The organism is Pseudomonas chlororaphis (assembly GCF_001921865.1).
GTDB lineage: Bacteria > Pseudomonadota > Gammaproteobacteria > Pseudomonadales > Pseudomonadaceae > Aquipseudomonas > Aquipseudomonas chlororaphis_D.
The window spans coordinates 165,515-189,056 of sequence record NZ_MSCT01000009.1 but is presented as its reverse complement, the minus strand read 5'-3'; the positions used below and the strand labels follow the sequence as shown (position 1 = coordinate 189,056).

Below are 23,542 nucleotides of genomic sequence, written 5' to 3'. Positions count from 1 at the left end.
ATCCCCTGAAGCCCGGCCAGAACTCGGCCAGGCAGTGCTCCCTCGCAATGCCTTACAAATGCTCCTGGAAGAACGGCACCACCCGGGCCATGGCTAGCGCCACCGGTTCGGGACGGTCGTACAGGTCGTAGTGGGACCAGCCTTCGGCGACCACCATCTGCTTGTCGGTGGAAGCGGCACGGCCATAGATCTCCCAGCCATCGCGGTAGGCGCCGAAGCCGCCGGGCTTGTCGCCGATCACCACCATCAGCGGTTGGGTCAGCAGCACCTCGGCATGCAGGAAAGCATCCCAGGCCATGGCCGCGCCATTGAAGGAAAACAAGCCGCTGGTGGCACCGTTCGGGGTCTGGCCGCGCGGAGACTTGTAATAGTCGGTGGCTTCCAGCACATCGATATCGGCAACCCCACTCTGCCGCGCCTCGGCCACCGAAGGCGGCAGGTAATCGATGACCTGCCGCGCCGCGCCCTGGGCTTCGGCGGTGCGCTGGCTGGCCATGGCCTGCAAGGCACCGACCGGGTTGAAAGCACTGAAACCCTCGCGGATCAGGCGGCCGAAATTCACCCCCGTGATGGAAACCAGGGCCTTGATCCGGTGATCGGTCATCGCCGCGTGGACGGTGTAGGCGCCGCCGCCACAGACACCGATGGCGCCGATGCGCCCGGGGTCCACATACGGCAGGGTCAGCAAGTAGTCGATGGCAAAACGGATGTCCGAGACGCGGATCGCGGGATCTTCGATAAAGCGCGGCTGGCCACCACTACCCCCCTGGAAACTGGCGTCGAAGGCGATGGCGACGAAGCCTGCCCTGGCCAGCCCGGCGGCGTAGACATTGCCGGAGGTCTGCTCCTTGCAACTGCCGATGGGGTGGGTGCTGACGATGGCCGGGTAACGCCGGGTCTCATCGAAATCCGCCGGCAGGTAGATATCCGCCGTGCTGTCCCAGCCGAGGTTCCTGTAGGTGACGTGCTTGATATTGCTCATGAACGTGCTCCTGGCGCACCGCATTGGGCGCGCGGGTATCGGTTGTCCGTAGGGCGCGCTGTGCGCCGCCAGTCAATGGGGCCGGGGTATCACAGGTGTCGCTTGAAGAACGGGCCGAGCTTGCCCAGCGCCGTGCCGACCTGCTCGCCGTCGTAGAGGTCCATATGGGCTGCGCCGTCGATGATGAACAGCTCCTTCTGGCCCTGGGCCTTGGCGTACAGCTCCTGGCTGTGCCACAGCGAACCGGCCTCGCTGCCGGCGATGGCCAGGACCGGCTGGGTCAGCAACTGCTCCACCAGATCAAAGGCATCAAAGGCCACCCAAGCGCCGAGGCCGTTCATCAGCATCTTGTTCTGCGCATTGGGGTGCTGGGCGCGGGGCGTCAGGTAGTAGTCCGCGGCTTCTCGCAGGTCGCGGGGGGCGCTGCTATCGCCCAGCTGTGGCACATAGGGCGCATAGACCGCCGCGGCGCCGGCGGCCTCGGCACTGCGCTGGCCGGCCAGGGCATCGAGTACCGGCAGCAGATCGTCAATCGAGCCCTGCCCTTCCCACCCTTTGCGGGTGGCGGAACCGACGTTGACCGCACTGGCGGTGGCCACGGCCTTGATCCGCCGGTCCACCGACGCCGCCTTCACAGCGAAGCCGCCACCGGCGCAGATGCCCAATACGCCGATGCGCCCGGCATCGACGAAGGCCAGCGTGGTCAGGTAATCGACGGCGCTGTACACGTCCGCCACGCGGTTCATCGGCTCATCGAGAAAATGCGGCTCGCCGCCGCTCTCGCCCTGGTAGGAAGCGTCGAACGCCAGGGTGACGAAGCCCTGCGCGGCCAGCAGCTTCGCGTAGGTGCCCGCGGTCTGCTCCTTCACCCCACCGCCCGGGTGTACGGCGATGATGGCCGGGTATTGCTGCTACGCGTCGAAGCCGACCGGGGTATAGAGGTGGCCCGCCATCAGGATGTCGCGATGCTTGAACTGCACTGTTTGCATGATCTGGTCTCCGCTCATGGCTCGTTTCGCTGGATAGACGCCCCTGGAAAAACACGCTCGGGCCGCCGTGGCTGGACGCCGCGGGCCTTGGGGCTGCGTGGTCGCTGGAAACGAGTATAGGAATGACCCCGGGCGAAACCTTGCCTATTCCGCTGGCAAGTTTGCCTGTTTCGCGGATTCTGCCGGCTTGCCAGGCGTGGCGGATGAGCATCGCCGCTACAGCTAGACACAGGCCCGTTGGCGGTGAGACCGGGCCTGTCCAAGCGGGCATTCGCTTCGGCTAAACGCCCGCGCAGGATTTGCCTATTTCGCTGCCCCCGGGGCGACGGCAGAAGCTCAACCCGCTTGGCGCACCCGCTGGATATCGCGTTGTGGCGGCGCGCCGAACACTCGGCTGTATTCCCGGCTGAACTGCGAGGCGCTTTCATACCCCACCAGCCCGGCGGCGCGACCGACGTCGATGTTCTGGTTGAGCATCAGTTGCCGGGCTTCCTGCAGGCGCAGCTGCTTGTGGAACTGCAACGGGCTGACCCCGGTGATCGCGCGAAAATGCTGGCGGAAGCTGGACGAACTCATATGCGCCCGCTGCGCCAGATCGTCCACCCGAACCGGTTGGGTGAAATGCTGCTTGAGCCAGGCCACTGCACGGAAGATCTGCTGGATCGGCGAACCCGCCGCCAGCAGGTGCTGCAACGCCAGGCGGTGACGCCCCGCCAGCAAACGCACGACGATCTCCTGCTGGATCAGCGGCGCCAGCTGGGGGAGCAGCGTCGGCTCGTCCAGTAACCCCAGCAGGCGTTCCAGGGCATCGACCAGCCCCGGCTCCAGCTCGTCGATCACCAGCGTCCGATAGTCGCCGGCCCGCGTCGGCGGCGGCGCCGGCATTTGCGCGGCGGTCTGCAGGATCAGGTGCATGTCCAGGGTCAGCATCGCCCCAAGGAACGGCTCCGCCGCCGAAGCCTGCGACACGTGGGTCACCACCGGCTGGTCGATGCTGGTCAGCATGCCCTGCCCGGCCCGGTAGTCGATGATCGAATCCTGCAGCATCACCCGCTTGCCGCCCTGCGCCACCACGCCCAGTCCCAGGCTGTAGATGCAAGGTACAGGCTCCGTGGGCACCGCCCGCCGATGCAGCGTCAGGTTGGGTACGGCGGTGGCGAAATCGCCGGAAGTCCTGGCGTGCCGGGCGATCAGGACGGCCAGGGGCATGGCCTGGGTGGCGTCGCGGGGTTGGGCTGGGCTCATGGTGTGGCGGTCGGCGTTCTGGCAAAGGGTGCCGGTCACTTTGCACCGATTGCGGGAGGAGTACGATTTTTTTCTTCATAGAGACTCGCCCTTCAAGCCTTTCAGAATCCTCCCACTGTAATGCCGCTCCATACCCTCTAGGGTTGATGCCTTCCCGCCTTTGGCTGGAAGCCCGCATTGGATGGACAGGCAGAACGCTGGATGGCGCGCGACAGACTCCCCCCGATCAAGAACCCGCCGTCCGGCGACGGCCACCACGTCACCTATCGCCACAAGACGCCAAGCGAACAGGCGGAACAAGCGGCCAGGCAGGACGCCTACGAGCAGATGCTCGCGCGCCAACAGGCCTACGCAGACAGCCTCCCCCGAACACCCCGGCCGCCAGCGGCCACGGCCGGCTGCACCTTCACCAAATCCTGCAAGCTGCCCGACGGGATCATCAACTACAGCAGCCCCTCGGGGGCGATCCCCACCGGCGCCGTCAAAGACTATGGCGAGCTGGTCCTGCTGGGCGGCCGCGCGGCAGACGAGTCGGGAAACCTCCCGCTGCGGAAAATCAGCGGCGGCGCCCTTCCCGCCGCCCTGGGCAACCTTGCCCTGGGTGGCGAAGCACTGGCGTCCGCCCGCCTGGCCGGAGCTGGAGCAGCCAGCGGCGCCATGGCGGGTGCCCTGGCCGGCATGGTCGCCCTGCTCTGGCCATCGAGCCTAGGCGACAGCGCCCTGTACAGCCCCGAACAACTCAACACCCTGAAAACAGGCCGCACCCGCGTCCGCCTGCATATCGAGCAACAGCCCGACGGCACCCTCAAAGGCTACGGCTACAACACACAAACGCACCGCGGCTGGGAAAGGGTGCCGGTGGTGCGCTTCGTCGCCAAAGGCCAGCAACACGTGGCCGACTTCGGCGACGGCATCACCCTGATCTGGACACCCGCGCACGCCCCGTCCAGCACCTCGAGCATCCCCCCGCTGGAAGCCGCGCCCCAGGCGCCGCACATCTGGATCTTCCCGCCGACCGAACAGGCGGACCAGATCATCGTCAACCCGATCTACCCACCGGACTACAAGGACTTCATCCTGGTGTTCCCGCCGGGGTCGGGGGTCCGGCCGCTGTATATCGTGCTGAGCGTGCGCAAGACCCCCGGGACGGTTACGGGTCAGGGGCAGGATGTGAAAGGTATCTGGCTCGCGGGGGCTGGCGTCGGGTCAGGTGTTCCGATACCCCGAGGTATTGCCGATCAGTTGCGAGGGAAGGAGTTCAGTAGCTTTGATGCGTTTAGGGAGGCGTTTTGGAGGGCCATTTCCAAAGATCCAGAACTGGTTAGTCAATTCAACGAGCAGAACATCACTCGTATGCGAGGTGGGAATGCGCCCAAAGCTCGCCAACGAGACATTGTAGGAAAAAGAGCCAGCTTCGAACTTCATCATGTTGAATGGATATCGGAAGGTGGAAAAATCTACGACCTAGATAATATAAGAATAAATACCCCTAAAAATCACATAGATAATCATCGGTAAACATCATGGGAAATAGCATCTCCGACTACACAGAAGCTGAATTCATTCGCTTCATGCAGGAAGTATTCACCGCCAATGGAAACGGTACTCCCGACGAAGTGCTGGATGATCTTCTGGACAAGTTCAGGCGGCTTACCGGGCACCCAGACGGTTCCGACCTGATCTACTGGCCGGAGGATGAAGCGCAATGCACCCCCGAAGGAATAACCAGGACGGTTAAAGAGTGGCGTTCCACCCATCATCTGCCTGGGTTCAAGGAGACCTAAGGTGACAACCTTAAGAAGCTGTATTTCGGAGTACACGGAGCAAGAATTCCTTCGACTCCTGACAGAGATCCGTGAAGTCAGTTGTCAAAGTGAAGACGAGCATTCTGCTCTGGTCCGACATTTTCGAAAAATATCAGAGCACCCCAAAGGTTCGGACCTGCTCTTCTACCCCGCTGACAATGCTGACGACTCGCCCGAAGGCATTTTGAAAACCGTCAAAGCCTGGCGCAAGGCCAACGGACTACCAGGTTTCAAACCGCCCGTCGCCATCGCCGCCGCTCCGCCTTCTACCCCACCAACCTCTTGCTCACGATCGCCTCGTACTCGCTCTTGATCGACTCATAGCCGTACTTGTCCTCCAGCCGCTTGACGGTGAAGTGCCCGCGGGCCATGTCCTGGTAGAAGTCAGTGAACAGGGCGTTGATGGTCGCGCCGGTAAAGGCGCCGATCACCGGGACGGCCTGGGCCGCGAACTTGCTGGAAATGGTCACGCCAAAACGCCCGGCGACTTTCTCGATCAGTACCGCCAGCCACTTTCCGGCCTGCCCCGGGGTCAGCCGGCTTGCGGCGCCGGCCCCTTGCTTGGCGGCCATGGCGGCGAGCTCCTTGGCCAGTTGTTGCATAGTCTGGGTGGTGAAGCTACGGGTGAGGTAGTAGCCGGTTTCCGTCGCGTCGTCGGCCTGGCTGTTGCCGCCCATGGCGAACACTTCGATACAGGCCTGCTGGGTGGCGAAGTCTTGCAGGTCGAACCCTTCGCTGCGGGCCACGTCGGCCACCGAGCGCATCATGATGGTCGTGGAGACCGGCAGTTCGAGAAACAGCGCGGTAAAACCGAAGGCCCCGCCGACCGCTCCGGACGTGGCCGCATAGAGTTTGTGCAGGCGGGTCGAGGCCGGCTTTTTCGGCTGGTTCTCCAGGCTCCGCAGCGCCGCGTCGGCGGACGCGTGCAGCGCTGCCGTCACCGCGCCGTTGATCTTCTTCGAGACCGCCTCCGGTAGGGCCTTGACCGCGCCTTCGATGGGCGAGCCGAGCAAGCCGGACAGTTTCGCCGTCAGGGACGGCGACTCGAGCAAAGCGACGGCGCGCTTGAGGTCCTTATAGTCTTGCGGGTGATCTTTGATACTCACGATTTCCTCCTGGCGCCGCACCGCTCGCGCAGGGCCAACCCCACGCGGCGCTTATCACTGAAATAGCCCATGGCGCCTGTTTCGGGCGCGCGCCCTTCGCCAGACTGGGCTGACGCAATCCTTGAGGAAGCCCTGATGGAACCCCGCCCGATCCGCCCACTCACGGCCGTGCTGATCCAGCTCGGCGCATTCGGCCTCGCCGGCCTGCCCATTCTCGGCCTGACCCTGCTGCTGGCCTGGGTCGGGCATCGCTTGCTCTGACTCACCGCCCCGCAATCCCCGCGCTCATGGTACGGATCAGCGCCTGGGCCTGGGCGTCGCGGTGTGCGCTGTAGAGCACCACGTCACGACTGGGCAGCGGCGGCAAGCCGAAGCGTTGCTGCACATCGACACAACCCTGGGGCGCCATGCGCGCAACCATCGCGCCGATGCCGATGCCGGCCACCACCGCGGCGCCGATCGCCAGGATGCCGCTGCCGACAAACGCCTCCTGCCACAGGCGGTCATGAGTATCCAGGGCATTCACCACCATGCTGCGCATGCCGCAGGGTTCAGGCTGGAACGCCAGGGGCAACGGCGCTCCAGCGGGCAACTGGAAGTCCTCGGCCGCCATCCAGGCAAACCGTTCGCTGCCGACCACCTCGCCGTCCTGGCGGCGGTTGTCGTGACGCAGGATCAGGGCTACGTCCAGCTGGCCCTGCTCGTAGCTGTCCAGCATGCCCCGCGAAGTGCCCAGGCTGAAGGCGACCACCACCTCCGGGTCGGTGTTGGCCAGGCGTCGCAGCCACCGGCTCAGGTCGGCACCGACGATATGATGGCTGACGCCCACCCGCAGGGTGCGTTTACGCTGCCCGAAGCAGTCGATCGCCTCTTGATAGTGCTCCAGCAAGCGCCGGGCACTGGCCAGGAACACCTGCCCCTGGGCGGACAGGACCACCCGCCGCGGCGTGCGCTCCAGCAACTGGCGGCCGAGGCTTTCCTCCAGCCGCTTGATCTTCAGGCTGACGGCGGCCTGGGTAGCGCCCAGGGCCTCGGCGGCGCGGGTGAAGCTCTTGAACTGCGCCACCAGGACGAAGGCCTGGATGGCATCGATGTCGGGCATTTTCATGGTGGGGTGCGACCAGGCTGGCAGAGAACCCGACGTTAACACGGCGCTCGGGCCGTAGAACGCGAGCGCCCGGGAAAAATTGCCCCGCCAGAGCGGCCGCCTACCGGCCAGCGGCCCTGGCCGAAAGCGCAAGACTTCCCGCGGAAAAACCGGATAATGGCGGCCTTTTCGTTTCACTCGTTATTCGGTGTGCCCCCATGGAAATCAAGGTCAACTTTCTCGACAACCTCCGGCTTGAAGCCAAGTTCGATGACTTCACGGTGGTGGCCGACCAGCCCATCCGCTACAAGGGCGATGGCTCGGCACCGGGTCCGTTCGACTATTTCCTGGCCTCCTCGGCCTTGTGCGCGGCGTACTTCGTCAAGCTGTACTGCCAGACCCGCGACATCCCCACCGACAACATTCGCCTGTCGCAGAACAACATCGTCGACCCGGAAAACCGCTACAACCAGATCTTCAAGATCCAGGTGGAATTGCCGGCGGACATTTCCGAGAAGGACCGCCTGGGCATCCTGCGCTCCATCGACCGCTGCACCGTCAAGAAAGTGGTACAGGCCGGGCCCGAGTTTGTCATTGAAGAGGTGGAAAACCTCGACGCCGACGCCCAGGCCCTGCTGATGCCGAGCGGGGGCTCGGACGCCAGCACCTACATCGCCGGCAAGGACCTGCCGCTGGAACAGACCATCGCCAACATGTCGTCCATCCTGGCCGGCCTGGGCATGAAGATCGAGATCGCCTCGTGGCGCAACATCGTGCCCAACGTCTGGTCGCTGCATATTCGCGACGCGCAGTCGCCGATGTGCTTCACCAACGGCAAGGGCGCGACCAAGGAAGGCGCGCTGGCCTCGGCCCTGGGCGAATTCATCGAGCGCCTGAACTGCAACTTCTTCTACAACGACCAGTTCTGGGGCGAAGAGATTGCCAACGCGCCGTTCGTGCATTACCCGGACGAGCGCTGGTTCCAGCCCGGCCCCAAGGATGAGCTGCCCAGCGAAATCCTCGACCCCTACTGCCTGAAAATCTACAACCGCGATGGCGAACTGCGCGGCTCGCACCTGTTCGACACCAATTCCGGCAATGAAGAGCGCGGCATCGTTTCGCTGCCGTTCGTGCGCCAGTCGGACGGCGAAGTGGTGTACTTCCCGTCCAACCTGATCGAGAACCTCTACCTCAGCAACGGCATGAGCGCCGGCAACACCCTGGCTGAAGCCCAGGTGCAGTGCCTGTCGGAAATCTTCGAGCGCGCGGTCAAACGCGAAATCATCGAAGGCGAATTCGCCCTGCCGGATGTTCCGGCGCACGTATTGGCCAAATACCCGGGGATTCTCGCCGGCATCCAGGGCCTGGAGGCCCAGGGCTTTCCGGTGCTGGTCAAGGATGCGTCCCTGGGCGGCGAGTTCCCGGTGATGTGCGTGACCTTGATGAACCCGCGTACCGGTGGCGTCTTTGCCTCGTTCGGCGCTCACCCAAGCTTTGAGGTGGCGCTGGAGCGCAGCCTCACCGAATTGCTGCAAGGCCGCAGCTTCGAGGGCTTGAACGATTTGCCGCAACCGACGTTCGAAGGCCAGGCGGTCACCGAGCCGAACAACTTCGTCGAACACTTCATCGACTCCAGCGGCGTGGTGTCGTGGCGCTTCTTCAGCGCCCAGTCGGATTATGAGTTCGTCGAGTGGGACTTTTCCGGCCAAGGCGGCTCCAGTGAAAAAGAAGGGTCGAACGCCCAGGAAGCCGCGACCTTGTTCGGCATCCTCGAAGCCATGGGCAAGGAGTCCTACATGGCCGTGTACGAGCACCTGGGCGCCACCGCCTGCCGCATCCTGGTGCCGGACTATTCGGAAATCTACCCGGTGGACGACCTGATCTGGGACAACACCAACAAGGCGCTGTTTTTCCGCGCGGATATCCTCAACCTGCACAGCCTCGACGAGGATGAGTTGCAGGCATTGCTCGAGCGCCTGATAGAAAGCGAGCTCGACGACTACACCGATATCACCACCCTGATCGGCATCGAGTTCGACGACAACACCGCCTGGGGCCAACTGACCATCCTGGAGCTGAAGCTGCTGATCTTCCTGGCCTTGCAGCAATATGAAGAGGCCAAGGAGTGCGTGGAGATGTTCCTGCAGTACAACGACAACACCGCCGAGCGTGGCCTGTTTTACCAGGCGATGAATGCGGTACTGGAGATGGAACTCGACGAAGACCTGGACCTGGCGGATTACGAAGCCAATTTCCGCCGCATGTTCGGCAACGAGCGGATGGATGCGGTGATCGGCTCGGTGAAGGGGGATGTGCGCTTCCATGGCCTGACCCCGACCAGCATGAAACTGGAGGGTCTCGACCGCCACCTGCGGCTGATCGACAGCTACAAGAAGCTGCACGCGGCACGGGCCAGGGCGGCGGCGCTGTCCCGCTGAGCGCACTGACAAAAAAAGCACCTTGGGTGCTTTTTTTGTGCCTTGGAGAAAATCCCTGACTCGCCTCAGCGTCAGTCGAGCCCCACCAGATAAGCGCGAAACATCTGCGCCATCGCCTCGGCGTAAGCAGCGATTTGCGCGGGGGTGCGCGGCGTGCCTGAAAACTCCTTGCCAACTGAACTGAGGGTGGTCAAGACCAGGTCGCAAGCCAGGGCGCGGGTTGCCTCGGGCGCCTCGGGCAGCAACTCGAGCAGGAACGCCTGGAAAATCCCCTGCCCCGCCGCGCGAACCTCCCGGGCCTCGGGCGCATCGCGATAGAGCGGCGCCGCATCGCTCAACGCGCCGCGCATCTGCGCCTCGTCGCACTCTGAACGAATGAACGCATGCACCAGGGCACGCAACCGCTCCAGCGGCGGCGTGCGCCTTTCCTGCAGAATGTCCCGCAGCATGTGCGTGGTTTGCTGCCATTCGTCGCTCTGCAGGCGGAACAGGATGGCGGCCTTGTTGGGGAAGTATTGGTACACCGAGCCGACGCTCACCCCAGCCCGCTCCGCCACCCGCGCGGTGGTGAAACGGCTGGCGCCTTCCTTGGCCAAAACCTGAGTAGCCGCCTCCAGGATGGCCGCCACCAACTCGGTGGAACGGGCCTGCTGCGGCAGTTTGCGCGAGGAAATACGGGGGCTCTGGCGACTGGTCATGGGAACGTTCCGGCCTTGGGCCAATGCGAATAGCGAATGCGACGGAGCCTTCGCATACTTTGAATGCGACGAATTGTTCGCATTTTAGCCTCGCGCTTCCCAGCGCTCAACTTGACGGAAAACACCCATGACCACCCTGACTTCAGCCCCACTGGCGCCGCTGATCGAGCGCCTTTACACGCAAGCCGGCGCCGCCACCAGCCCCCTTCTGGCCAGCGTTTCCACTGCCGAACGCGAGCGCCTGATGCGCAGCAAGACCGAATACCGCGAACTCTACGGATTGCTCAAGGACCTGTGGCTGCCGGTCTCGCGGGAAACCGGCACGCTGCTGTACATGCTGGCCCGCAGCACCAGGGCCCGAGCCATTGTCGAGTTCGGCACGTCGTTCGGTCTTTCCACCCTGCACCTGGCCGCCGCGCTGCGCGACAACGGCGGTGGCGTGCTGATCGGCAGCGAGTTCGAGCCATCGAAAATCGCCCTGGCCCGCGAGCACCTGAGCGAAGGCGGCGTCGACGACCTGGTGCAGATTCGCGAAGGCGACGCCCTCGTCACCCTGGCCCGCGACCTGCCCGAAACCATCGACCTGCTGTTGCTCGACGGCGCCAAGGCGCTGTACCGCGATGTGCTGGCCCTGTTGGAAAGCCGCCTCAAGCCGGGGGCACTGGTGATCGCCGACAACACCGACTACTGCCCCGAATACCTGGCGCATGTGCGCTTGCCGGCCAACGGCTACCTGTCGGTGGCGGTGGGCGACGACGTCGAGTTGTCGGTGCGCTTGGGTTGATCCAGCCGAAAGTCGGGGGGCGGATCGGGGTCGCCGGCTCGAGCCTGTTCAATCCACCTTGCCTGGCGCCGTATTGCCCGAAACAGATGCCCCCAGGAAGTACAGCCCACCGCCCGCGACAATGAACAGCATCAGCATGTAGAAGATGGACTGGGCCGGCTGAGTCGCCAACACCGCCCCGCACAGCACAGGCCCCAAGGCCGCTCCCAGGTTGTTGAGGTTTTGCGCGCCGTAGTACATGCCGCGCAAATGGCTGGGGGCGATCTTGTCGATAAACATGTATTCGGCGGGAAACACGATAATCTCGCCAAGCGTGAAAATGGCCATGGCGATCACCCAGCAACCCAGGGTGGTCGACAGGGCAAAACCGGCCAGCCCCAGGATAAACATGGCCAGCCCAGCGGCGAGCCACAGGTGCAAGCGTTCCTGGGAAATCCTCCGGCCGATAAGGTATTGCAGGCCAATCACCGTCAGGGCGTTGGTCGCCACGAGGGTGCTGATAATCCGGTACGTGGTTTCGGCAGTCGTGGTCACCACCAGGTACTGCGAGAGATAAGCGCTGAACTGGCCGAAGACCACGGCGCTGAACAGCCCGCCCAGGGTAAAGCACACCAGCCGGCGATCGCGCAGCAGCAGCCTGCCCACGGCCAGGAATGGTACCGGTGGCTGGTTGGCCCCGACACCCGCCAGGCCTCTGTCGCCCCACACGAAATAGCTGAAGAAAAAACCTGCGCCAAGCCCCGCGGACAGCAGGAACGGCAGGCTGATATCCAGCCTGGCCACTCCCGCGCCGAGAAAGGGGCCGACGGCATAGCCGATATTGGTCAGGGTGTATTTGATGGAAAACACTTCGCTACGCCCAGCCACCGGCAGCAGGCTGGCAAACCCCGACTTCACGGCGATATCGATGACCGCATAGGCCAGGTTGATCGCCACCAGGCACAGGTAGAACAGCCAGAGATCGCGGGCGACGAAGGTGCCGAGAAACCCCGCGGTGAACACGCCGCAGGAGACCAGGATCAGCCCATAGCTGGACAGTCGGTCCACCAGGAACCCGCCGTATAGGCTCAACAGCGATCCGACGATCAAGGCGCTGCCGATGACCAGGCCGGTATCGGCGATGCCCAAGTGGAAATTGCCGGCTAAATAAATGACCAGATAAGGCAGCGTGACCGCTCGGGCGAGGGTCAGCACCAGGGATGCCGAAAGCAGCAGGTTGACGGTGGTCGGATAGTTTCTCAGCGTGGCCAGCATCCTTGCCTCATCGTTATGCCAATCCTGGGTGGTGGGAGCCGCGCCTGGCGAATCGCTCGAGAGCCTGGGCGCGGACCCAGCATACTGCTGAATGCAACTCTCATTTATGATGTTTTCTACCTGGTATCAGGACATGAATTCATCAATCGAGAATGGCCATGTTTCCCTCCGAACGCTTGAAAGGCATCGATGTGTTTGTCTGCGTTGCCCAGGCTGGTAGCTTCACCGCCGCCGCCGAGCAACTGCACCTGACAGGCTCCGCCATCAGTAAAAGTATCGCTCGCCTCGAAGGCCGCCTGGGCATCCGACTGTTCCAGCGGACCACCCGGCACCTCTCGCTGACCGACGCGGGAATGGCCTTCTATCGCACCTGCACTGGCGTGCTGGCCGATCTGGAAGAGGCCGAGCACTCGCTCAAGGCAGACGCCAGCGGGCTGCGCGGCAGTGTGCGAATAGACCTGCCCGGGGCCTTTGGCCGGGCCCAGGTGCTGCCCCTGTTCCTGCGCGTCATGCAGGATCATCCGGCCCTGATCCCGCATATTTCCTTTTCCGACGGTTTCGTCGACCCGTTCAAGGCAGGCGTCGACATGGTGGTGCGTATCGCAGACCCGCAGGCCTGGCCGGATACGGTAGGCCACCGCTGCCTGGCCCACGAGCGCCATATCTTGTGTGCCGCCCCCGCCTACCTGGCCAGGCAGGGCATCCCGCTGACCGAGCCCGACCTGGAGCAGCATCAGTGCATCGCCTATGGCTGGGTGGACGGCAGGGTCAACCCCTGGAGTTTCGCCGACGGCCAGGGCACGACAACCCGCCGGCAGGTCGCCGCCCGGTTTGTGGTAGGCAATGGCGAAGGGATCGTGACAGCGGTCATGGCGGGCTGCGGCATCGCGCAGTTGCCGTCGTGGCTGGTCCAGCGACAGCTGGACGAGGGCGCATTGGTGCAGGTGCTGCCGCATCTGGCAACCGAGGGCCTGCCGATCCACCTGGCCTGGATTAAACGTCGCGAGACCCTGCCCAAGATCAGCCTCCTGCTGGAAGCGCTAGTCGCAGGCCTGACGCTGGGCGATGGCCGATAAGCGCTCCTGGTCGATAGCGCTTCGGCAAGAGGCGGCGCTCGGCCCGGCGCGGAGTCGGCCAGCGGTTGCCGCTGGCCGATCAGCCCTGCCCGCCCCTCAGAACTTGGTCTGCATCCCCACCCGCAGCGTGCGCCCCGGTGCCGGCATGAAGCTCTGCGCCAGTGGGTCCAGGTAGTAGCGGTCGGTGAGGTTCTGCAGCGACACATTCAATTGGGTGTGCTCCTTCAACTTGTAGTTGAGGAACAGGTCGACCAGCGTCACCTGGTGGTAGTTCAGCTGCGGCGTGGTGGCGCCGGTCTGCCAGTTCTCGTCGGCGGTGACGGTGGGCCCGGAGGTGTAGGTCATGCGGGTGCCGACGGTCAGGCTCTGGTCGAAGAAACGCAGGCCGGTGGTCAGGTTCCCGGCCAGCTTCGGCGGATTCTGGGTGTTGGTGTAGGAGCCCATGAAGCTGCCCGGGGTGCAGTCCGGCGTACCGCTCAGGTCCTGATAGCGATTGCTGCTGGCGCGCAGTGTGGCGGCGAAGGCCGAGTCGCAGGTTTCGGTCTTCAGGTAGTAGGTGGACGACAGGTCGGCGAAGGCCCGGCCGGCGTCGTAATGGGCCTGCAATTCCAGGCCGCGGGTCTTGTAGCTGTCGGTGTTGCTGAAGCGCATCAGGCCCATCAGGCCCGGGCTCGGGTCGTAGTAGCGGGTGATGTAGTTCTGGATGTCGTTATCGAAGTAGGCCAGCTTGAGCGCCGCCGTGTCGTTGTCCAGCAACAGGCCCTTCTGCAGGGTGCTGGCGCCGACTTCCCAACTGCGCGAGCGCTCGGGTTTCAAGCCTTTGCCCGGCATGGTCTGCAACACGCCCTGGCTGGTCTCGAACAGCGACGGCATGCGCAGGCCCTCGGTGTAGGACGCATAGACGAAGGTGTCCGGCGCCACTTCGAAGTTGATGCCGAAGGCCGGGGCAAAGGCGCCGCCGCTGTTGCTGTTCTTGCCGCCATAGTCGTAGCCGGTGACCACCTCGCCGACCTGGGACGGATAGACCGTCGACTCGGTCGCGCCGAAGTCGTTGTAGTTGATGCCCTCGAACGGGAAGTTGGTGTTATTGAACACGATGCCGTTGTTCAGGCGCGGGTCGGTGGCGTCGGTGAACTGCCCGCTCGCGTCCGGAAACCACAGCATGTTGCCGGAGCGCTCGTCGTTCGAGACCCCCACGTAGCGCAAGTCACGCTCTTCCCAGCGCGCGGTCGCGGAAGCCACCTTGTCCTTGCTGCGGTAGTGGGTGTAGCGCCCGCCGCCCCACAGGGCCAGGCTCTGCACAGGCTTGTATTCCAGCTTGCCGTTGAAGCTGAACTCCTGCCGCGTCCCTTCGCGCAGCATGCGGTTGGCGTTGATGTCGTGCTGGGTGGTGACCACGCCCTTTTGCGGGCTCAGGTCCTCGACCTGGAACGAGCTGCCCAGGTCGAGCTTGAAATCGCCGTAGTCGCTCTGGAAACGCGAGGTGTTGCTCAGGTCGCCGCCGATGCGCCGATCGGCCTGGCGGCTCCAGGCACGGTCCGAGCGGTAGGCTTGCGAAGCCGGGGCCGCCACCGAGGTCAGTTGGCTGGTCTGGGCGTCGGTCATCCACAGGTTGGCAGTCAGGTCCACCAGCGGGTTGTCCGCCGGCAAGTAGTTGTAGCGCGCGGTGTAGGTGTCGATCTTGGTGTGGCCCAGGGGGTACTGGTAAATGCCGCCGGTGCCGAAGCGGAAAATGTCCGACGGCATGATCTCGCCGATGTGCCCGTCGTAGCGTCGGTAGCCGAGGTCGAGGGTGTGGTCGTCCGCCGGGCGAATCGTGGTCTTGAGCAGGAACGACTCGGTCTTCGACGACGAGTTGAGCACCTCCTCGCCCGCGTTGTAGGTCGTGGCCACGCTGGTCTCTTCGCCGCCCCAGCGGTTGTAGGTGCGGTAGCGGTCCTGGCCCTTCTTGCCGGCGAAATAGTTGCCCTGGTTGCGCTTGGCGTAGGCCGCCACCACGTCGAACAGATCATGCCGGTAGGCGAACGCGGCGCTGCCGGCTTCCGCGTCCGAACCGAACAAGCCGCCGCGGCTCTGGTGCGGTTCCGAGTACAGATCCTGGGTTTTCGAATGGCCGTCGCGCGAAGCCGGGTCGACGCCGTTGTTCCACAGCTCGCCCTTGAGGCGCAGGCCGACGTTCTGGCCGTCCTTGAGGATGTCGTCGACGCCCAGGGTGCGCATCTTCACCGTGCCGCCGATGGCGCTGGAAGTCAGGCTCGGGCCCTTGTCGATGGCGATGTCGCTGATCAGGTCCGGGTCGATGTAGCTGCGTTGCTGGGTGCCGGCGTAACCGCGATAGACGTCCAGCGCCTGCTGCGAACCGTCCACCGTCACCGCCACCCGGCTCTGGCCCTGGATACCGCGGATGTTCACGTCCAGGCCGCCGCCGTTACGGCTGTCACCGACCTGCACCCCGGGCTGGCCCTTGAGCACGTCGCCCACCGAGACCGCGCCGAAGCGCTGCATCTCCTCGCCGGAGATGTACACCGACGAACGCGGCGCCAGGTAGACCTCCTCCAGCTCGGGATTTTCGCCCTTGACCTGCTGCGCCGGCAACGACACCGCCTCCTGCTGCAAACGCAGGGCATAGCTGCCGTCCGCCTGACGCTGATAGCTCAGGCCGGTGCCCGCCAGCAACTGGATCAGCCCCGCCTCGGTATTGAAATCCCCTTGCAGGCCCTGGCTGTTCTTGCCGGCGGTGAGCAGCGCGCTGCCGGCCATGCTGATGCCCGCCTGGGCGCCGAAACGCGACAGCACCTGGTCCAGCGGGCCGGCGGCAATGTTGTAATGCTGCAGCGCGTCGGCGGCGAACACCGCTTCGCCAGCCAAGGGCGGCAGGCTCAATAACAGCAGGGCAAAAGTGCGGGTGCGCAAGGCACGGGCGGGGAATGTCATGCAGGGCTCCTAGGGGTTGGCACCCACCTGTGCCGATGGGTCATACCTAGAGGCCAAGCCAGATCGAAAAAACTATCGCGCGATGGAAAAAAAATTTTCAGGCCGGCACCACAGTCACCCAATACCGGGTGCGGCGCTCGATGCGCACCGGCAGCGTCGTGGCCAGCAGGGCCAGCGCAGCCTCGGTGTCGTCCAGCTGAAAACTGCCGGTCACGCGCAAGCTCGCCACCGCCTCGCTGCACCGCAGCAGGCCCGGGCGATAACGCGAGAGTTCGGCCAGCAACTTATCCAGCCGCATGCGCTCGGCCGGCAGAATGCCGCGCAACCAGGCCTGGGCCAGAAAGGTATCGATGGCGCTGGCCTGCCTGACGCCGCGGCTGTCGATCCGGGTTTGCCAACCGGCCTGCAACGGCACCACCGCCGGATGGCGCTGCGCGCTGACCTGCACCAACCCGCGCAGCACCGTCACCTGAGTGCCTTGGCGATCGTGGCGCACCAGCAGATTGGCGCCGCGGCTGTAGAGCACCGCGTCCGGGGTGTGCAGTTGCAACGACGCGGATCCGGCCGGCATATCCAGGGCCAGCTCGCCCTCGACCAACTGCACGGAACGCCGCTGCGGGCTCAAGTCCAGGTTCGCCGCGCTGGCAGTGTTCAGCCACAGCGAACCGCCGTCCGCCAAGGCCCAGCGCCGCCGCTCGCCAACCGCGGTGCGATAACTCGCCAACGCCGAACGCACCAGGGTCGACTCCGCCCCCTGCCAGGAAATCCCGCCGAACAGCCCCAACGCCAACAGGCACTTGAGCACCTGCCGCCGCTGCCGCGGATCGGCGCCCGCCGACTCCAGCGCCCGCCGCGCCGTGGCATCCGCCAACAGATTGGCCCCCGGCTGGAGCAGCAACGGCAAACTGCTGACCCGCTGCCAGGCGTACTCATGCTCGGCACTCGCCTGCCGCCACCGCTGCAACGCCTGATGCTCGGCGGCATCCATCGACCCCGACTGCGCCTTGACCATCCAATCGATGGCGCTGTCGCGCACCCGCGGATTGACCGCGACGCCGCTCATTCGAAACGGCTCGCGTAACAGACGCTGAACGCCTTGCCCATGGCCCGCTGCACCTGGGCCACCGTCAGGCTCAACTGCGCGGCGATCTGCGGATAGGTCAAACCGTCCAACTGCGACAAAAAGAAAATCTGCCGCACCCGCGACGACAAGCCCACCAGCAGCGAGTCCAGCTCCAGCAAGGTTTCGATCATCAAATGCCGCGCCTCCGGCGAAGGCTCCTCCCCCATCGGCCGCGCCGCCAACGCTTCCAGGTACGCCCGCTCGATCGCCTGCCGCCGCCAGCGATTGATCAACAAGCCATTGGCAATAGTCGCGAGAAACGCCATGGGCTGGCGCAACTCGCGCACATCCTCCTGGGAGCGCAACACGCGGATAAAGGTGTCGTGCGCCAAGTCCTCGGCATCGGCGGTGTGGCCCAAGCGCCTGTGCAACCAGCCGCGCAGCCAGCCGTGGTGGTTGGCGTAGAGCTGGGCGACGGGCGAGGTGGGGGTTTGGGCGGGCATGGGGGATTTCGCATTAATGATAATGCTTCTCATTTTATTATTTGTGAGTGGGGGTTGTATAGGGGCGAAATGGAGGGCGTGGCGGGATCGCTACGTCTAGCGGCAGGCTGCGATCTGGACAGCTAGGTGAACCACCCTGCGCCCGAAGGCCACCCTTTGCAGCCCTTCGAGGCCGCGCAAAACATAATGTTACAAGCCAACTAGACTCCAACATTCCAGGGCCGAAGGTTCCTGGCCCCCAACGGCAGTCATTCCCACCGAGTCGACTCGAGTACACCAATCATGTGTGAATCATGTGATGCAAAACCCAGCACCAATACCCAGGATCGTCGTCGCTTTCTGCGCTTCGCCGGACTGGGCGCCGGCGCCCTGCTGATGGCCGGCATGCTGCCCGACAAGATGCTCCAGGCCGCCGAAAAAACCGCCGCGCCGCCCAAGCCACAAAACGCCATCAACCCCGACCAGGCACTGCAAAGGCTGATCAAAGGCAACGGACGTTATGTCAGCGGGAACTCAAAGACCCACGACTTCAAGGACGAGCGCGAAGCCCTGGTTTCCGGGCAGAACCCGTTCGTGGCAGTGCTCAGTTGCTCCGACTCGCGGATCGCCCCCGAATACGCTTTCGACACCGCGCGCGGCGATCTTTTTGCCATACGCGTCGCGGGCAACTTCGTGACCGAGGAAGGCCTGGCCAGCCTCGAGTACGCCGTGGCGGTACTCGGCGCCCCGCTCATCCTCGTACTGGGCCACGAGAGCTGCGGCGCCATCGAGGCCGGCATAAAAGCCGTAAAGGATCACACCGTCTTCCCTGGGCGCATCCCGAAACTGGCCGACGCCCTCAGGCCCTCTATCGAGACCGTGCTCAAGCAGCCCGGAAATCTGCTGGAAAATGCGACGGCGCAAAACGTCAAAGACTCGGTCGCCAGCCTTAAAAAGGCCACGCCACTGCTCACCGACGCGCTCGACAAGGGCCGATTGAAAATCGTGGGCGGCGTCTATCGCTTGGTCACCGGTAAAGTCGAGCTGATTGCCTGAGCGGGATGGTACGCGTCGCCTGCTAATAAGCAGAGAAAGAGCCCCGCGCCAGCTGGGCTCTACTGGTTTTCGTCGTCCAGATAAACGACCGGGCTTGCCCTGCCTGGTTGGGAGTATCGTCTTACGGCTTTGCCCAGTCTCCTTTGCACTGATTCAATCGGTCCGCATCAGTCACAATGCCTTTCTCTGTGTCGATGTTCCCGTTCAAGTCAAGATAGATATGGGTGTTCGGCCATTTTGGGGTGATGCTGACGCAATGGTGACGGCCCTTTTCGCTCCACCAATCCAACTGCATGAAAAAGTCTTCGTCTGGAAATATAAAGCCGTTATCTGATGTTCCGCCTCCGGGTTGCATCCGTCCTTTATATATCCGGTGCTGCACGTTCCAGATGTACTTCAGCTCTTCCTTGCCGTTTTCGGCGTAGTGAACGGTTACTGTCGGCTCAAGAATGGTCTGCCCTACAAAAAACAATACCGGTAGTAATGGAATGAATAGCAGCCAAGCGCATCCAGATCGTCCCTTACTCACATTTGTGGTCGTCAATCCCTTCTCCCCAGCACGGCCAATTTGAAACATAAAGCACATGCTTCATCGAGGACTATCGAACTCGCAACAAAGCTCCATGTTCCATCCGCTCTCAGAGCACATACTCTATCGCTTTAACACCTATCACAGACACAAACATGATTACGAGCAATCCTCGCAAGATCCATTGCAACACAAGGAATTTCTTCTTAAGCGGTTTCGGAAAGCCTTCCAAATCTTCAACACTTACACCTCCATGCTTAAGGTAAACACCCGGAAAACTGACAATCGATGTTATTCCGTCCATCAATAATATCCTTCCCCAAAGCCAACCCTGCCTCAGAGGAGTAAGCCTTACTACAGCCTGGCAATTTCTCAGTAGCTCCAAGTATTCACCCACAGATGTGTACGCCAAACGCAGGCATACACAGATCAAAATCAACATACTCAGGATGACTACAACACATAAAATAGAAAAATCTCATTTAAAAATTCAAAAAAACTCATTGGTTAACCCGAAAGAATAACCTGCCAATGCCAAATGGAGGCATACGGCTTCGACCGGCTCGCTGTTCCATTTAACTTCGACCCGCGCCAATCATCGCTCCACTCTATCTCCATCACGCACCGTAAACTTTTATCAGTTTTATGCCTGCCGCACAGGCCACTCCCCCTAGCAACAATCCAATACCGCACCATTGCAATACTGCTAGTTTTTTCTTAAGTGACGCGGGAAACTCACTCAAGTCATCAGCACTGACTCCACCATGTTTAAGATAGATGCCTGGAAAGGTAACAATTCCTGATATACCCCCTACCAACAAGACCTTTCCCAAAGGGCCACCGTGCCTAAGTGGCGCTCGATTCATCACCGCTGAGCAATGCTTTAGACGCTCTAACATCTCGTCGAGACGGGTATACGCCAAATACAGACACACACCGATCCAGACGAATAAGCCAACAATGAGTACGCCCCCCAAAAGAGCCAGAAAATCATGCGTAGACTTAATCAAACTCATCGGCTTCTCTCGTAAATAACTTCACCAATACTTTCTCCCAAGGCCCCAAAAACCGAGCCGCCTGCATAAGAGCCGGCCCCAGCCACCACAAGTCCACAGATGACCGTAGCGGTCCCTCCAGTAGGAACGCCCAGAGCCACACAAATAGTCCCGGTAACAGCGCCCGTGAAAATGGAGCCCGCCACCACGCCACCGCCGACTGTCCCCATAAAATTCCCTGCCTCCGTCAACCTCACCCGCTCACAAGCCTCGCGATCCCCCGCCGTACACACATCCTGAACCTTCATATACGAAGCGCCCCCACCCAACCCGATACCCAGCCACCCTGCGTACTTCACATACTTCGCCGCCCTAGCCACCCCCTGCATATGCGTCGCATACCCCGGTATCTGCCCCGGCGCGCCGGCCAATGTCCAGTGGTGCACCAGGCTGCGGCTGGAAATCCCCAAGGCCGTTTTCAACTTTGGATGCTCGGGAAAACCGATCCCCGCCCGGGTAAAGGATGTCAGCCGAGTATCCAGCTGGGCCAGCAGCCGCTTGCGCTCGGTGAAAAACTCGGCAGAGCGCAAGTGCCCATATTGCTGAAAACTGCGTTTATGCAGGCTCTCGATGTCCCTTAGCGACGCTTTCACGTCCTCCAGGTTCTTGGCAAAGATCGCTGTGCCGACGCCCAGCGCGGTCGATCCTTGGGAGGCGAACGACTCCAGCAAATGCCGGTTGCGCGCCAGAAAGCTGGCCTCTTCATCGCTCATCGGCTCCAGCGCGGCGTTGACCTTTTCCGCCGCTTCCATCAGCCAGGCTTCCTCGCGGGAGCACTGGAAGTTGGCCGGGGCGCTGAGGACGATCAGTTGGCCGGGCTTGGCGTAATCGGTGAGCTGCGGGTTGAGGGTACGGAATTTCGCCAGCACTGCGCTATCAGGTTGGGCGAAGAGCATGGACTCAAGCGCCGAGCGGGACATGGGCTGTTCGACGATATGGAACCCAGGCTCGATTCCCTCTTGCAGGCGGGTCATGGGCGCCTCGGGCGTGGCCGTTGAGTTGACCAGGGCGTTGGCGACCTTGGCTTTTTCAGTGAGGTTGGGATCGGCCAGCAGGGAAGCCATGCGTTGCTCGTCTACCGAACCATCGGCACGGATGGCGCCCAGGGTGGCGAAGTTGACGATGGCCGCTCCGGGCGCAGGGGCGAAGGTAAAGCCGCCGAAAGTGTCACTGGAACCCGTGGTGATGGTGCCGCCATGGCTGGTGGGGCTGCCCAGATGGGCCATGGGCCGACCGTTGATCAAGATCGAGGGGAAGCCAGTGGTAATGACCGCGCCGCAGCCACAGGTGTCACCGACCCGGGCGGAGCCCATGTCGTTGATGCTGACGTTGGAAGAGGCGGAAACGATGGAAGTGGTGCCATGCCCCGGGATCGGGCAGACATGGCTGTCGCCGAGGCGAGCTGAAGCAATCATGGAGAGTCCCTGCGCTATGGGTAAAGGCGCCTCCCTCCGGGAGACAAGGGACGCTAGCGCAGGACCGGGGACCGAGACTTTAAGGCGATTCTTAAAAGAGGTTGAGCGGTTGTGGCGGGCCGTTCGTGATCGAGGGGAAAAGCGCTACACCCAAGCCCAGTCGAATGCCTATTCCAAAACCTGTTTTCATGCACGCCTGATACAGTCGGCCCCGGCAAACTTCGCATTGTTGGGTGCTGGTGGTCGGTGTCGTTGCGAGTGAGCGGGACGGGATTACAGATATAGGAGTGGGCCATTGGCGAAGCTCCATGAATCTTCAGGAACAAGGACAATCATGAGTGTGTTCGACCGTATCAAAAGCTTTATAGACCGAGCCCCCAAAGAGCAAATTGCTGGCTACTCACCGCCAGAACTCCAATCGGTTTTTATCGCCCCTCTGCCATCCCCAGCTCCTGCCCTGCCCCTCACACCACCAGCCATCTCTTTGGAAGATAGAGGCGTGCCGGCTTATTACTGGGCATTCCTGATCAATGGCAACGACCTAGGCGCGCTGCAGACACTCATCGAATCCAGCTTCACGCTAACCAATGAACGCAGCTTCAACGACCTACCGGTCAAGCAGTACGAAAACCCACAAAAAAACCAGCACCTGATTGTTTTCACCTCTCCCCGGGAATTCAACGCCGTCACGGTACGTCTGGTGACGAACAGCGCTGACCTCCTCCATACCATTCATCGCCAAGGTTTCGCCGTCCCTCCTCCCTGGATAGCCTTCGAGGGCTACGACCCTTCATGGTGGGGAGAACACCTGCAAGGGGCTCAGGGCTACTACAACGACCATTACTTTTATCCGTTTTTTAAAGGCTTGAGTGACACAGAGAAGCAGGCCTACTACGTCCGCTACAACGCCACGCCTGAGTGGATAGGCAGTTTGGAATTAATGGGCGGTGAGTGACGCCAGCATGAACGATGGACAGGCTTCCGTTGGTTTGCTTCGCCCACCGCTCAGGTTGCGACCGGGCCTGCGCTGCCCGGTCGTTGATTGTCGAAGTTAAGCGTTTAGTGCCTGGCTCTTATCACCCAGGGTGCGCAGCAGGTCGCAGCCGTCGCTGAGCAACAGGCCACTAGCAAAGCGGATCTGAGCGACATCTTGAGTACCGGAAGCGCAGTCGAGGATTTCCAACAGGTTGCGGGCTGCGCCGATGCGTTGTTGGGCGCAGGTGTAGAGATCGGCGAGCGAGGCGTTGGCGTCCAGGTAGAGGACGGGGTGGTCGGTGTCGTTGCGGGTGAGTGGAACGAGGTTGCAAATTTCTGTGCGGGTCATTGGTGAAGCTCCATGAGTATTCAAGCCCTACCTCCGTCATCCAGCCGGATAGAGAACCGGTTGATGAATGAGATGCTATGCACATAGTTTTTGGCCCGCGATGACCAGTCATCTGTCAGCAATGACGAGTTGAACTATAGAAGCGGTATTCGCTTGAGGACAGCTTGTCAGATGGAGGGCTGTTCGTTTTTTCGTTTCAAAAATATTCCGTGAGCAGTCT

General features: G+C 62.4%; 23 protein-coding genes. 9 read left to right on the top strand and 14 right to left on the bottom strand.

Features of this window, described 5'->3' with window-relative positions; genetic code table 11:
- Positions 1-52: 52 nt before the first annotated feature.
- The 3 genes from BTN82_RS10895 to BTN82_RS10885 form a co-directional block, all read right to left on the bottom strand.
- The gene (locus BTN82_RS10895; RefSeq protein WP_075119125.1) at positions 53-982 is read right to left on the bottom strand and encodes an alpha/beta hydrolase; all 930 of its coding nucleotides are present in this window, start codon (positions 980-982) and stop codon (positions 53-55) included.
- 89 nt (positions 983-1,071) lie between these two features.
- Positions 1,072-1,878: an alpha/beta hydrolase gene (locus BTN82_RS10890; RefSeq protein ID WP_315969263.1), complete on the bottom strand. Its 807-nt coding sequence runs from the start codon at positions 1,876-1,878 to the stop codon at positions 1,072-1,074.
- A gap of 429 nt (positions 1,879-2,307) precedes the next feature.
- The gene (locus tag BTN82_RS10885) at positions 2,308-3,216 is read right to left on the bottom strand and encodes an AraC family transcriptional regulator (protein ID WP_075119404.1); all 909 of its coding nucleotides are present in this window, start codon (positions 3,214-3,216) and stop codon (positions 2,308-2,310) included.
- A 201-nt stretch (positions 3,217-3,417) separates the two neighbouring features.
- Here BTN82_RS10885 and BTN82_RS10880 point away from each other — a divergent pair, with 201 nt between their 5' ends.
- The 3 genes from BTN82_RS10880 to BTN82_RS10870 are packed head-to-tail and all read left to right on the top strand — an operon-like array spanning position 3,418 to position 5,334.
- Positions 3,418-4,734 (top strand): S-type pyocin domain-containing protein, encoded by a 1,317-nt coding sequence (locus tag BTN82_RS10880; RefSeq protein ID WP_075119124.1) that lies wholly within the window; start codon positions 3,418-3,420, stop codon positions 4,732-4,734.
- A gap of 5 nt (positions 4,735-4,739) precedes the next feature.
- Positions 4,740-5,000 carry a bacteriocin immunity protein gene (locus BTN82_RS10875; RefSeq protein ID WP_075119123.1) on the top strand — a complete coding sequence of 87 codons (261 nt, stop codon included), beginning with the start codon at positions 4,740-4,742 and terminating at the stop codon, positions 4,998-5,000.
- A gap of 1 nt (position 5,001) precedes the next feature.
- On the top strand, positions 5,002-5,334 hold the full coding sequence (locus tag BTN82_RS10870; RefSeq protein WP_075119122.1) for a bacteriocin immunity protein: 333 nt from the start codon (positions 5,002-5,004) through the stop codon (positions 5,332-5,334).
- Here the strand turns inward: BTN82_RS10870 and BTN82_RS10865 are convergent.
- Positions 5,288-6,127, bottom strand: a complete 840-nt coding sequence (locus tag BTN82_RS10865) for an EcsC family protein (RefSeq protein ID WP_075119121.1) — start codon at positions 6,125-6,127, stop codon at positions 5,288-5,290. The genes BTN82_RS10870 and BTN82_RS10865 overlap by 47 nt on opposite strands.
- 135 nt (positions 6,128-6,262) lie before the next feature.
- Between BTN82_RS10865 and BTN82_RS31495 the strand changes: the two genes are divergently transcribed.
- Positions 6,263-6,388: a hypothetical protein gene (locus BTN82_RS31495; protein ID WP_261792951.1), complete on the top strand. Its 126-nt coding sequence runs from the start codon at positions 6,263-6,265 to the stop codon at positions 6,386-6,388.
- A gap of 1 nt (position 6,389) precedes the next feature.
- Here the strand turns inward: BTN82_RS31495 and BTN82_RS10860 are convergent, their stop codons facing one another.
- Positions 6,390-7,235, bottom strand: a complete 846-nt coding sequence (locus BTN82_RS10860) for a LysR family transcriptional regulator (RefSeq protein WP_075119120.1) — start codon at positions 7,233-7,235, stop codon at positions 6,390-6,392.
- Between the two features lie 197 nt (positions 7,236-7,432).
- On the opposite strand from BTN82_RS10860, the gene BTN82_RS10855 reads away from it, so the two are divergent.
- A complete protein-coding gene (locus BTN82_RS10855) occupies positions 7,433-9,652 on the top strand; it encodes an OsmC domain/YcaO domain-containing protein (protein WP_075119119.1) in 2,220 nt (739 codons plus the stop codon).
- 71 nt (positions 9,653-9,723) lie between these two features.
- Here the strand turns inward: BTN82_RS10855 and BTN82_RS10850 are convergent, their stop codons facing one another.
- Positions 9,724-10,350, bottom strand: coding sequence for a TetR family transcriptional regulator (locus tag BTN82_RS10850; protein WP_075119118.1), 627 nt, complete (start codon positions 10,348-10,350; stop codon positions 9,724-9,726).
- Positions 10,351-10,477: 127 nt separating this feature from the next.
- On the opposite strand from BTN82_RS10850, the gene BTN82_RS10845 reads away from it, so the two are divergent.
- A complete protein-coding gene (locus BTN82_RS10845) occupies positions 10,478-11,134 on the top strand; it encodes an O-methyltransferase (RefSeq protein ID WP_075119117.1) in 657 nt (218 codons plus the stop codon).
- 48 nt (positions 11,135-11,182) lie between these two features.
- Here BTN82_RS10845 and BTN82_RS10840 read toward each other — a convergent pair whose 3' ends face one another.
- Positions 11,183-12,388, bottom strand: coding sequence for an MFS transporter (locus tag BTN82_RS10840; RefSeq protein ID WP_075119116.1), 1,206 nt, complete (start codon positions 12,386-12,388; stop codon positions 11,183-11,185).
- 158 nt (positions 12,389-12,546) lie between these two features.
- On the opposite strand from BTN82_RS10840, the gene BTN82_RS10835 reads away from it, so the two are divergent.
- Positions 12,547-13,464, top strand: a complete 918-nt coding sequence (locus BTN82_RS10835; RefSeq protein ID WP_075119403.1) for a LysR family transcriptional regulator — start codon at positions 12,547-12,549, stop codon at positions 13,462-13,464.
- A gap of 96 nt (positions 13,465-13,560) precedes the next feature.
- Here BTN82_RS10835 and BTN82_RS10830 read toward each other — a convergent pair whose 3' ends face one another.
- The 3 genes from BTN82_RS10830 to BTN82_RS10820 form a co-directional block, all read right to left on the bottom strand.
- Positions 13,561-16,398 carry a TonB-dependent receptor gene (locus BTN82_RS10830; protein ID WP_075119115.1) on the bottom strand — a complete coding sequence of 946 codons (2,838 nt, stop codon included), beginning with the start codon at positions 16,396-16,398 and terminating at the stop codon, positions 13,561-13,563.
- Positions 16,399-16,495: 97 nt separating this feature from the next.
- Positions 16,496-17,461, bottom strand: coding sequence for a FecR domain-containing protein (locus BTN82_RS10825; protein WP_075119114.1), 966 nt, complete (start codon positions 17,459-17,461; stop codon positions 16,496-16,498).
- The gene (locus BTN82_RS10820) at positions 17,458-17,964 is read right to left on the bottom strand and encodes a sigma-70 family RNA polymerase sigma factor (protein WP_075119113.1); all 507 of its coding nucleotides are present in this window, start codon (positions 17,962-17,964) and stop codon (positions 17,458-17,460) included. The genes BTN82_RS10825 and BTN82_RS10820 overlap by 4 nt, the downstream gene beginning before the upstream one ends.
- A 282-nt stretch (positions 17,965-18,246) precedes the next feature.
- Between BTN82_RS10820 and BTN82_RS10815 the strand changes: the two genes are divergently transcribed.
- Positions 18,247-18,999: a carbonic anhydrase gene (locus BTN82_RS10815; protein ID WP_075119112.1), complete on the top strand. Its 753-nt coding sequence runs from the start codon at positions 18,247-18,249 to the stop codon at positions 18,997-18,999.
- 121 nt (positions 19,000-19,120) lie between these two features.
- On the opposite strand, the gene BTN82_RS10810 is transcribed toward BTN82_RS10815, so the two are convergent.
- From BTN82_RS10810 to BTN82_RS10795, 3 genes are all read right to left on the bottom strand, one after another.
- A complete protein-coding gene (locus BTN82_RS10810; protein WP_261792950.1) occupies positions 19,121-19,576 on the bottom strand; it encodes a hypothetical protein in 456 nt (151 codons plus the stop codon).
- A gap of 569 nt (positions 19,577-20,145) precedes the next feature.
- Positions 20,146-20,544 carry a hypothetical protein gene (locus tag BTN82_RS10800; RefSeq protein ID WP_075119110.1) on the bottom strand — a complete coding sequence of 133 codons (399 nt, stop codon included), beginning with the start codon at positions 20,542-20,544 and terminating at the stop codon, positions 20,146-20,148.
- Positions 20,541-21,998, bottom strand: coding sequence for a PAAR domain-containing protein (locus tag BTN82_RS10795; protein ID WP_075119109.1), 1,458 nt, complete (start codon positions 21,996-21,998; stop codon positions 20,541-20,543). The genes BTN82_RS10800 and BTN82_RS10795 overlap by 4 nt, the downstream gene beginning before the upstream one ends.
- Before the next feature lie 334 nt (positions 21,999-22,332).
- Between BTN82_RS10795 and BTN82_RS10790 the strand changes: the two genes are divergently transcribed.
- Positions 22,333-22,953 carry a hypothetical protein gene (locus BTN82_RS10790; RefSeq protein ID WP_075119108.1) on the top strand — a complete coding sequence of 207 codons (621 nt, stop codon included), beginning with the start codon at positions 22,333-22,335 and terminating at the stop codon, positions 22,951-22,953.
- A 96-nt stretch (positions 22,954-23,049) separates the two neighbouring features.
- On the opposite strand, the gene BTN82_RS10785 is transcribed toward BTN82_RS10790, so the two are convergent.
- On the bottom strand, positions 23,050-23,322 hold the full coding sequence (locus BTN82_RS10785) for a hypothetical protein (RefSeq protein WP_075119107.1): 273 nt from the start codon (positions 23,320-23,322) through the stop codon (positions 23,050-23,052).
- Positions 23,323-23,542 lie beyond the last annotated feature (220 nt).